The organism is Nocardioides luteus (assembly GCF_014648595.1).
Taxonomy (GTDB): domain Bacteria; phylum Actinomycetota; class Actinomycetes; order Propionibacteriales; family Nocardioidaceae; genus Nocardioides; species Nocardioides luteus.
The window spans coordinates 1-683 of the sequence record NZ_BMRK01000048.1 but is presented as its reverse complement, the minus strand read 5'-3'; the positions used below and the strand labels follow the sequence as shown (position 1 = coordinate 683).

General features: G+C 64.7%; 1 protein-coding gene. It reads right to left on the bottom strand.

Going from position 1 to position 683, the window contains the following annotated elements; genetic code table 11:
• Positions 1–125 precede the first annotated feature (125 nt).
• On the bottom strand, positions 126–683 hold a 558-nt coding region (locus tag IEY81_RS23905), incomplete at its 5' end, for an MFS transporter (RefSeq protein WP_189121000.1).

Here is a 683-nt window from a genome sequence, read left to right as displayed (position 1 = left end):
GCTTCATCGCCATGACTTGATCTCCTTGGTTCCGAGTAGCGATCTATTCACTACTGCATAACCACGACTATGCACGAGTGAATAGCGAGAGTCAAGGCAACGCCCGAACTCGCTCGAAGGGAGTCTCAGACGCGGCGGGCGACGGCCGCAGGCAAGAACGCCACGGCACCAGCCAGCAGGACGCCGCAGGCCAGGAGCAGGGCCGCGTCGAGGTGTACAGCTGCGGCCACCGCTCCCCCGATCACCGAGCCAAGCGCAGCGGCACCGATCCCGACAACACGCGTGCCTGCCGTGATCCGGCCGAGCATGTGATCGGGGGGCAAGGTCTGACGAGCAGTTCCACCAACCACGCTTACGACGGTCGAGGCGAGGCCCACAACGACGAGTGCAGCACCGGACGCATACACGTTCTGCGTCACGACGACCGCGAGCCAGGCGACACCTTGCACCGCCAGGGCCAGGGAGTACGTCGAGGCGGCCGACAGGACCCGATGAACCCGGGATCCGAGCCAGCCACCCGCTGCGCCGTCAACCGCGAGCATCGCAAGCAGGATGCCGAAGCCCTGGTCATGAAGGCCAAGAGCGTCCTGGGCAAAGAGCACCAGGATTGCGAAGGCGATGTTGTAGCCAAGGTTGTACGTCCCCATGCCGAGCGTGAGAAAGCGAAGGCCCGAGTGCCGCAC